This window comes from Microbulbifer sp. JSM ZJ756 (genome assembly GCF_044383805.1).
In the GTDB taxonomy this organism is placed as follows: domain Bacteria; phylum Pseudomonadota; class Gammaproteobacteria; order Pseudomonadales; family Cellvibrionaceae; genus Microbulbifer; species Microbulbifer zhoushanensis.
In genome coordinates this window covers 591,559-599,048 of the sequence record NZ_JBISER010000001.1, presented here as the reverse complement: position 1 = coordinate 599,048, position 7,490 = coordinate 591,559, and the positions used below count along the sequence as shown (strand labels likewise).

The following is a 7,490-nucleotide window of genomic DNA, read 5'->3' as shown; positions in this document are numbered from 1 at the left end:
AGTCCGCTGTCGGATTGTAGTTGCAGGACTATTCCGGCCGATCAGCACAGCTGATCGGCGCCGAAGCAAACGCGAAGCAGTACTTCGCAGGCGTTTGCAGCGGCCCTGCCGGGTGCGCCAACCTTTAAAAGGTGGTCATAGTCAGGCAGTCTCGACTTAGTCCGCTGTCGGATTGTAGTTGCAGGACTATTCCGGCCGATCAGCACAGCTGATCGGCGCCGAAGCAAACGCGAAGCAGTACTTCGCAGGCGTTTGCAGCGGCCCTGCCGGGTGCGCCAACCTTTAATAAGGTGGTCATAGTCAGGCAGTCTCGACTTGGTCCACTGCCGGATTGTAGTCGCAGGACTATTCCGGCCCTGCCAGGCCTCGTGCCAGGGCAGGTTCAGCGTTGCCACAAGACGCTGTACATAGCACTTTCAATGGTGGCCGTAGCTCAGTTGGTAGAGCACAGGATTGTGGCTCCTGAGGTCGCGGGTTCGATCCCCGTCGGCCACCCCATATAAAACCCTTGTAAATCAAGGTCTTAAAAACCCCGCGCTGTGCGGGGTTTTTTCGTTTCTGCGCCCGGTGTGGTAATTCAGTGTGGTAATTTGCCGGTTGATCGAGACTCTGGCTGTTCTCATGGTCGCCAATGGCCAGTACTCTTGACTGCCAAATTCAAGAGGTTCATTTCGAATGACGCCAGCAAACATTGAAGATGTGCACCCGCTCAGGCGTAACCTGATTGTCATCTGTCTATTGATCCTGGTGTATTCGCTCGGTGGGGGGCACTTCAGGGTCCATGACGACGGCGTAGTCGCGAGTATTGGGCTGATAGCAGTGGCTTTTGAGCGACCATGGGTCCTAAAAGGCGTCGCAATCTTTATCTTTGCCTGGAGTTGGTATCGGTGGGAGGTTTTTGACAAATCTAAGACTGCTTGGTCACAGGTGGTTGCGAATATTCGGGGGCATCTGCAGCATGGGGCGGGTCGGGCCTCACTAACTAAAGCCTCGGCTAGAGTCGATCATCGCCATCGACTAGATGGAGAGGGATCTGGCGTTATACCTAATTCACTGAATTTGGAAATTGCTGGATTCTTTGAAGCGCTCTATGCGTCATGGATCGTTAAGAACGCTCCGTTTAATGTCAAAGGTAAGTATGCGTCTCAGGTACACCAGTTCGCCTTGGGCTGGCAGGAATACCCGCTCAAGGTTCAGCTGCTTTGGCGTGGTATTAGCAGAACAGAGTATTTACCCAGCGTCATACTGCCGAATATTTTAATATTCGCAACATTGGTAGCTATATTCGGCCCGTTGTACGGCATCGCCTACACGACGCTTGGGGTTCTCTGGACTGTCGCGATAAATGTCTTCGTACTGGTCTCGGTCTATTGGTCCGAGTGTAAGAGCTTGGCTGCTTGGATATTGGACCGTTTTCCTGAAGGTGCGGGGTCAAGCACGTCAACTTAATTTTCGTGCTATTTACCGCGGCCAGGGGGCTGTGCTCGGTCTAGGGTCACCACCCGGTCGGGCGTCCGGTTATACCGCTCCGCCATCGACCGGGTCTTGTGCCCGGTGAACTGCTGTACATCCCCTTCGAAGTCGCTGGCGGCTTTGATTTTCAGGTCGTGGAAGCGGAATCGCTGCTGGAGGGCACCGGCTTTCAGTGCCTCGCGTTGTTCCCGCTGCCATACGCTGTTGAACCCGGTGCGGGTGAAGGCGCGGCCGGTGCGGCTGCGGAGGATGTGGGCGGACTGGATTCGGGCCTGGGTGTTGGTGGCCAGGGCCTTGTCGACCGCCTCGCGCAGGCGCGCGGTCCACAGTTTTAGCTGTTTCTTGCCGGTTTTCTGCTGGTAGACCAGTAGGCCATCTTCCTGGATATCGGCACGGGTGAGGGCGATCACGTCCTGGTGCCGGGCGGCGCAGAGGTAGGCGATTTCCATGGCGCACTGGTGCATTGTGTGACCGTGGCTGCCTAGCCAGTGCCAGAAAGCCTCGTATTCCCAGTCTTCGACGTATCGACCGCCGGGCCCCTCTTTGAAGGGGCGCACGGCGTCGGTGGGGTCCTCGATGCTGACAAAGCCCCGGGCCTTGCCCCAATTCATGAGAATGCCGAGGAAGGTGCGTTCGCGGTTGGCGGCGGTGGGGTACTTGGCGCCGCGGGCGTCCATGAACATCTGCACTACGGGGCTGGTGATCTGGTTGGGGTCCATCTCGCCGAATGAGGCGCGAATCTTTTTACTGTAGCGCTCGTAGTCCTGCTGGGTGCTGGGCTTAAGTTCTTTGGTGTACTGCGGGCTACTGAAGTAGTTGTCGATCAGGTCAGCCACGGTGAAGGTCTTCTGCACCTGGTCGGCCTGCCAGCGCTCATAGGCACGCCACACGTCGGACCGGCTGGCGTCTATGGAGGCCAGGTGGCAGGTGGGGTGCCCGCGGCGGTTGACGCGGTAGCCATTCTTGTACCGCTCCACGTACTGAGGCAGCCAGGCGTTTTCTGGTTTTCGTTGTCGACCCATTGTCCCGATTTTCTTCTTTTAGCTGGCTTCCGGTAGCTTGAATCCCGGTGGCAGGTTAGCCCCATTGGCTGCTGGGGTCGAGTTTATGCGGGCCAGTGCGGCCTGGTTGACCATATCCCAGGTGAGCGACAGCTGACCGTCCCTGCGGCGCACGTAGGGTATGCGGTTGGCGTCCAGGACCTGTTTCTGGGCCTCGGGCGTGTTGGCGCCGGTGAGGCGCACGAGCTCGGCTTTGGTGACTAGGGTGCTCATGGGTAACCTCAGGCTGCTGGCGCTGGCCACAGCTGGAACAGTTCCGACTGCACCGGCATTCTGTCTGCCAGGTGAGAGTGGTTGTTTGGTTTCGGATCCCGGGGGAGCCGCGGCAGGGTGCCTATCTCTGTTATGCCGAGATACCGTGCCTGCGCGAGGGCATCGCGGGCGCTGAAGCGGTAGGAGTGGTTGAGATTGCGGCGGGGCAGAGATTGCCGCAGGGCTGCCAAGCACTCTTTTACCGCCTGGGCATGCTCCTCTGCTGGCCAGTCCTCGAAGTAAGCTGCTGTCATGCTGCGCCTCCAAAGAAGTCTGTCTGGGCTGGCCTGAAGCGGCCAGCACGGAACTGGAAATCGATGAGTGCCTGCTGCACTCTCGGGTCCTGGTAGTAACCGTCGGCGCGACGCCAAAGGGGTAGGCTTCTGTTCCCTGCCCAAGCTTCAAATGCCGTGTCAGCCATCTATGCAGCCTCCCTCATCGGCATTGAATTTTCCTGCATGTTCGCTCGCACCAGTGCCTCGGCTAGGTCGGGGCATACGGAGTTGCCGCACTTGGCCACCTGCTGGGTCTTGGTGATGGGGTTGCCGCTGGCGTCGCGGTTGATGATGTAGTCGGGCGGGAAGCCCTGGGCCGCGAACAGTTCGCGGGGCTCGAGCATGCGCATGCCGATATCGACGATCTGGTAGGCCTCGCCCTTCACGGTGACCAGTCCCAGGCGCGCCCTGGTGGGGATGGTGTGCACCGGTTCGTTGAGGTGCTGCCACTGGCCGCCCTCGCTGTAGTACTTGACCAGGAAGGCATTCACCAGCGCGTGGTGGTCTTTGGCGGTGACGGTGCTGATGGGTTGGTTCAGATCGTGCCCGGGGCCGGTGTAGTTGCCGCCGTAATGCTTGGCGAGGAAGGCGGAGACCAGTGCAAAGTGGCCGCCCTTGATGCTGGCCACCTGGGTGCGCAGGGGCTCGGCGGCGCTCCAGGAGCGCGGGTTGGAGCCGTTGGCGTGCTCGGTGACGAAGGTCGCGGCGCCCTTGACGATGTAGGGCTCGGGGTTGTCGATGACGAAGCGCTGGATGCCCCGGGCGATGCGGCGCTGGGTGTTCTCGGCCAGCGGGCGCTTGCGGGTGAAGATGCTGGGGCAGGGGATGCTCCAGTCGATGATATCGGCGGCGGCGCGGTAGGGCTGGAGGCCTGGGCCGTGGGTGGCCTCGGGCCAGCTGATGGGCTGGCCGTCGCAGCGGGCGATGAGGAACAGGCGCTTGCGGATGGTGGGGGCGCCATAGTCGCAGGCGCGCAGCTCGCGGGTTTCCACCTGGTAGCCGTGGCGGCCCAGTGCATTGATGAACGAGCGGAAGGTGTTGCCCTTCCGCTTTGGGCAGGGGCGGTAGTCGCCGTCGCCGCCCACCTTCACCACCGGGCCCCAGCTTTTGAACTCCTCGACATTCTCCAGGATGATCACCCGCGGGCGCACGGTGGCGGCCCAGCGCAGTACCACCCAGGCGAGGCCGCGCACGCGCGGGGACACCGGCGTGCCGCCCTTGGCTTTGGAGAAGTGCCGGCAGTCCGGCGAGAACCAGGCGAGGCCCACCGGGCGGCCGCCGGTTGCCGCGCGTGGATCTACTTCCCATACGCTTTCGCAGTAGTGGCGCGTCTGCGGGTGGTTGACGGTGTGCATGGCGATGGCCTGCGGGTCGTGGTTGATGGCAAGATCCACCGGGCGGCCCAGTGCGGCCTCGATGCCGGTGCTGGCACCGCCGCCACCGGCGAAGCTGTCGATGATCAGCTCATCGAAGTTGAAACCGATCTGCGGTGTGGTGCGGAATTGTGGGTGCATTGCTTTGTTCTCGTTGTTGTCAGCTGACCAGGCAATAAATTCCGAAACCGGCTGCCACTAATGCCAGCCAAAGACCTGCAGCAATCCAGGGTTGCAGTGCTCGGGGTGCCGCAGGGATCGGGAGTAGGGGCTTCTTGCCGGTGCGAGATTTCTGTAAACGGCGGATTTCGCGCAGGGCCCGGGTGCCTGCCAGGCGCCGGCCGTTGGGGTACTGTACGTAGGCAAGGCCTTTACAGCCGTGGCCGCAGCAGGCGTTCATAACCCCCGGCAGGGAGCCCAGGCAGCCATCGTGCCCTTCGGGTGTGTCCGGCTTGCCGCAGTGGCCACAGGGGCGGCGGTTGCCCAGGGTGGGTTCGCTGGTGTCGGCGTAAATCCACCGCTCGCCCGTGTAGTCCCAGGTGATCGGGTGGCCGCGCCAGTTGCTGGTGGTGTTCATCGCTGCACCTCGGTAGTGCCTGCCGGACCGTCGCGCAGGGTGTAGGTGGATTCGTGCAGACGGGCGGCCAGCAGGCACTGCAGGAAGGCGACAACGAGGGCCAGGATCAGCAGGCCGGCCAGGCTGAGCAGACCGCTGGCGGCCAGTGCCAGCAGGGGCCAGCCGGCCCAGGGGTGGCCGCCCTGTATGCGGGCCCAGCCCTCGGCGCCGATGGCCATCAGCACCACGCCGGCGGTCAGCCAGCAGAGGGCGGACAGGGCAAAGCGGGAATCGATGTGTTTCATGCAGCCTCCCGGGTGTTCTTGGCCCGCTGGCGCTTGGGCAGTGGCAGGCTCTGCCAGCGGTACCCGCAGCAGCGGCAGGTGTGGTCGATGTGGTCGCGAACGGCGTGGTACGCGTGGCACTGGCCACTGGCGAAGCGGTTGTCGCAGTGGTCGTACTTTTCGTTGTGAATCGATTGGCCCCGGGCCCTGAACTGGCGCGCGACGTCGGCGGAACCGCACTTGCTGCAGGCCTGCTCGCAGGGTTTGGGCCTGTGGGTGGCGGTGGTGCTCATGCGGCCTCCCCGGTGGTTTCCACCTGGATCGGCTGGCCCAGCAGCTCGCGCACGGCGGTGAGCAGGTCGCCGACCTGGGCGGTGACCGGGTGCTCGGTGCCGAACTCTATGCGCACGCCGTGGCGCTCGAGGGTGGCGACGATGGCGGCGTCGGTGAGCGGGATAGGAGATCGCGCCTGAGTAGCAGTGATCGCTGCCCTGCCTGAATAGCTGCAACGGCTGGCGAAACTTTTCGCCGCGTCGAGGGTTGTGAATACGTGCTTGCGCTCCCTGTCTTCGCGAGTGGTATCCCAGACAACGTAGAACGGAGCTTGCTGGCTCTCTTGTTGCTGCTCGTCGTGATAGCGGCGCAGGCGGATGGCGGCGTTGACGATCGACGAGTGCTGGATACCCGGGCCGAATTTCACGTGCCCGACCATGGCGGGCTCGGTGGTAACCGGTTCGGCGGCCGGCCGCGCCAGCGCCGCGTTGATTTCCTGCTGCAGGCCCGGGGTGAGGGTGTGGCCGGCCTGGTGGGCGACGCGCTGCAGTAGTTGCGTGATCTGGTCCATTAACGGTTCCCCCTGCATCCTTGGTGTTTTCCGTCCGTGCTCAGGCGTGGAGTGATGCCGCCGTTGATCACGCTCAGGTATTGGCAGCCGGTCAGTTTGTCGGTATGCAGCCGCATTCCGCTGCGCTCTTGTCCGTCTGTGGAGTCTCTGTCGAACTTTCCAGTGAAAAAGGCAAGGGCGATGAATGTGAAAGCTGCGACGATCACGCACTTGGCGATGTTTCTTATGGTTTTGGCGTGCGCGTTGTAGATAGCATCGGTTAGTTCCTGTTGGGTCACGCTGCGCTCTCCTGGCTATTGTCGGTATTGAGGTGGCGGTTCTGGATAAAAAGCTGCAGGTAGTCCTCGGCGCGTTCCTGGTAGCGCTCGGTGTCCTGCTTGCGGTCCTGGTTGCTGTTGGGCAGGATCTCGGCGATCCAGCCCCAGTCGATGATGAATTTTTCGTTCACTTCCTCGCGGATCTTCTCCAGCCGAGGCTGCACGTCGGGCGCCAGGTCGTTGATGCGCTGGCCCTTGCCGATAAAGAAGTGGTGGGCGGTGTCGATGTCGCCGCGCCAGTCCTGGATGATGACCACGACCATCACCAGCCAGTTGTGCTGCAGGCGGCGGATCAGGTGGTCGGCGTTGCCCAGGCGACCGAGCGCGTGCATGGTGGGCACGCTGGCGTCGATACCGAGGATGGGGCTGCCGTCCTCCTCGAGGCCGTTGCTGTCCATGGCGATGAGGCGCAGGCCGCGCAGCAGGCGGTTGATCTGCTTGCCGGTGGGATGGCGGCTGCGGTTCATGCCAGGTTCCCCAGGGTGTAACCGAGCAGGCCGATGGCGGCGCCGTAGAACAACAGCTCGATCACCAGCGCGGCGAGGGTGGGCTGCGGCTCGAAGTGGCGGCGCTGCATTTCGTTGTGCCAGTCGTGGTTGTTCATGGGATCCCCTGCAAGTGGTTCGCTATTTATGCTTGTTGTGCTTCGCGCAGCTGGGCGGCGTACTGGTGCGCCCGACCGGTGAAGTCGTTCATGGAGCTGCGCACGCCTTCCAGTTGCACAGACTCCAATGCCGCAGCCAGGCGGGCGTGGCTGACGCTTTCCTGGAATTGCTCGATGGACTTGCCGAAGGTGTCCTCGATCCACTCTTCAACGCCGCCAAAGACAAAGATCGGCATGCCCTGGTCGCCCTCGTCATCGATAATCCCGTACTTACCCTGGCCGAGGATCAGTACGGCAAGGCAGGCCGCTTCGCGGTCGCTGCAGTCGATGGTGGCTTTATCGCTGGGGTTGGATATTTCGCGGCGCATTGGCTATCTCCCTGAAAAAAGTGGCTCCGGTTCTGGCGGGCCGAGACGGTTACTTCGATCCGTTTAGGTGTGCGACGCGAATT

12 protein-coding genes and 1 tRNA gene are annotated in these 7,490 nt (G+C 62.1%); 2 read left to right on the top strand and 11 right to left on the bottom strand.

Annotation, left to right across the window (positions count from 1 at the left end):
• Nucleotides 1–422 precede the first annotated feature (422 nt).
• Nucleotides 423–498 (top strand) — tRNA-His (locus ACH6CX_RS02685).
• A gap of 177 nt (nucleotides 499–675) precedes the next feature.
• Nucleotides 676–1,449, top strand: coding sequence for a hypothetical protein (locus ACH6CX_RS02680; protein ID WP_396674700.1), 774 nt, complete (start codon nucleotides 676–678; stop codon nucleotides 1,447–1,449).
• Between the two features lie 8 nt (nucleotides 1,450–1,457).
• Here ACH6CX_RS02680 and ACH6CX_RS02675 read toward each other — a convergent pair whose 3' ends face one another.
• The 11 genes from ACH6CX_RS02675 to ACH6CX_RS02625 form a co-directional block, all read right to left on the bottom strand.
• Complete coding sequence (locus ACH6CX_RS02675; protein WP_396674698.1) at nucleotides 1,458–2,495, bottom strand: tyrosine-type recombinase/integrase; 1,038 nt, start codon at nucleotides 2,493–2,495, stop codon at nucleotides 1,458–1,460.
• A gap of 18 nt (nucleotides 2,496–2,513) precedes the next feature.
• Entirely contained in the window at nucleotides 2,514–2,747 is a 234-nt protein-coding gene (locus ACH6CX_RS02670; RefSeq protein WP_396674696.1) for a DUF4224 domain-containing protein, read from the bottom strand.
• Between the two features lie 460 nt (nucleotides 2,748–3,207).
• Complete coding sequence (locus ACH6CX_RS02665; RefSeq protein WP_396674694.1) at nucleotides 3,208–4,575, bottom strand: DNA cytosine methyltransferase; 1,368 nt, start codon at nucleotides 4,573–4,575, stop codon at nucleotides 3,208–3,210.
• 19 nt (nucleotides 4,576–4,594) lie between these two features.
• Nucleotides 4,595–5,011 carry a hypothetical protein gene (locus tag ACH6CX_RS02660; protein ID WP_396674692.1) on the bottom strand — a complete coding sequence of 139 codons (417 nt, stop codon included), beginning with the start codon at nucleotides 5,009–5,011 and terminating at the stop codon, nucleotides 4,595–4,597.
• On the bottom strand, nucleotides 5,008–5,295 hold the full coding sequence (locus ACH6CX_RS02655; RefSeq protein ID WP_396674690.1) for a hypothetical protein: 288 nt from the start codon (nucleotides 5,293–5,295) through the stop codon (nucleotides 5,008–5,010). The genes ACH6CX_RS02660 and ACH6CX_RS02655 overlap by 4 nt, the downstream gene beginning before the upstream one ends.
• Nucleotides 5,292–5,567 carry a hypothetical protein gene (locus ACH6CX_RS02650; protein ID WP_396674688.1) on the bottom strand — a complete coding sequence of 92 codons (276 nt, stop codon included), beginning with the start codon at nucleotides 5,565–5,567 and terminating at the stop codon, nucleotides 5,292–5,294. The genes ACH6CX_RS02655 and ACH6CX_RS02650 overlap by 4 nt, the downstream gene beginning before the upstream one ends.
• Nucleotides 5,564–6,118: a hypothetical protein gene (locus ACH6CX_RS02645; protein WP_396674686.1), complete on the bottom strand. Its 555-nt coding sequence runs from the start codon at nucleotides 6,116–6,118 to the stop codon at nucleotides 5,564–5,566. The genes ACH6CX_RS02650 and ACH6CX_RS02645 overlap by 4 nt, the downstream gene beginning before the upstream one ends.
• The gene (locus ACH6CX_RS02640) at nucleotides 6,118–6,396 is read right to left on the bottom strand and encodes a hypothetical protein (RefSeq protein ID WP_396674684.1); all 279 of its coding nucleotides are present in this window, start codon (nucleotides 6,394–6,396) and stop codon (nucleotides 6,118–6,120) included. The genes ACH6CX_RS02645 and ACH6CX_RS02640 overlap by 1 nt, the downstream gene beginning before the upstream one ends.
• Nucleotides 6,393–6,902 carry a hypothetical protein gene (locus ACH6CX_RS02635; protein WP_396674682.1) on the bottom strand — a complete coding sequence of 170 codons (510 nt, stop codon included), beginning with the start codon at nucleotides 6,900–6,902 and terminating at the stop codon, nucleotides 6,393–6,395. The genes ACH6CX_RS02640 and ACH6CX_RS02635 overlap by 4 nt, the downstream gene beginning before the upstream one ends.
• A complete protein-coding gene (locus tag ACH6CX_RS02630; protein WP_396674680.1) occupies nucleotides 6,899–7,039 on the bottom strand; it encodes a hypothetical protein in 141 nt (46 codons plus the stop codon). The genes ACH6CX_RS02635 and ACH6CX_RS02630 overlap by 4 nt, the downstream gene beginning before the upstream one ends.
• Nucleotides 7,040–7,065: 26 nt before the next feature.
• Complete coding sequence (locus ACH6CX_RS02625) at nucleotides 7,066–7,407, bottom strand: hypothetical protein (RefSeq protein ID WP_396674678.1); 342 nt, start codon at nucleotides 7,405–7,407, stop codon at nucleotides 7,066–7,068.
• Nucleotides 7,408–7,490: the final 83 nt, after the last annotated feature.

What these genes read in the sequence shown, in the direction of transcription:
- ACH6CX_RS02680 (WP_396674700.1), top strand. Translation starts at nt 676, where the DNA reads ATGACGCCAGCAAACATTGAAGATGTGCACCCGCTCAGGCGTAACCTG.
- ACH6CX_RS02675 (WP_396674698.1), bottom strand. Translation starts at nt 2,495, where the DNA reads ATGGGTCGACAACGAAAACCAGAAAACGCCTGGCTGCCTCAGTACGTG.
- ACH6CX_RS02670 (WP_396674696.1), bottom strand. Translation starts at nt 2,747, where the DNA reads ATGAGCACCCTAGTCACCAAAGCCGAGCTCGTGCGCCTCACCGGCGCC.
- ACH6CX_RS02665 (WP_396674694.1), bottom strand. Translation starts at nt 4,575, where the DNA reads ATGCACCCACAATTCCGCACCACACCGCAGATCGGTTTCAACTTCGAT.
- ACH6CX_RS02660 (WP_396674692.1), bottom strand. Translation starts at nt 5,011, where the DNA reads ATGAACACCACCAGCAACTGGCGCGGCCACCCGATCACCTGGGACTAC.
- ACH6CX_RS02655 (WP_396674690.1), bottom strand. Translation starts at nt 5,295, where the DNA reads ATGAAACACATCGATTCCCGCTTTGCCCTGTCCGCCCTCTGCTGGCTG.
- ACH6CX_RS02650 (WP_396674688.1), bottom strand. Translation starts at nt 5,567, where the DNA reads ATGAGCACCACCGCCACCCACAGGCCCAAACCCTGCGAGCAGGCCTGC.
- ACH6CX_RS02645 (WP_396674686.1), bottom strand. Translation starts at nt 6,118, where the DNA reads ATGGACCAGATCACGCAACTACTGCAGCGCGTCGCCCACCAGGCCGGC.
- ACH6CX_RS02635 (WP_396674682.1), bottom strand. Translation starts at nt 6,902, where the DNA reads ATGAACCGCAGCCGCCATCCCACCGGCAAGCAGATCAACCGCCTGCTG.
- ACH6CX_RS02630 (WP_396674680.1), bottom strand. Translation starts at nt 7,039, where the DNA reads ATGAACAACCACGACTGGCACAACGAAATGCAGCGCCGCCACTTCGAG.
- ACH6CX_RS02625 (WP_396674678.1), bottom strand. Translation starts at nt 7,407, where the DNA reads ATGCGCCGCGAAATATCCAACCCCAGCGATAAAGCCACCATCGACTGC.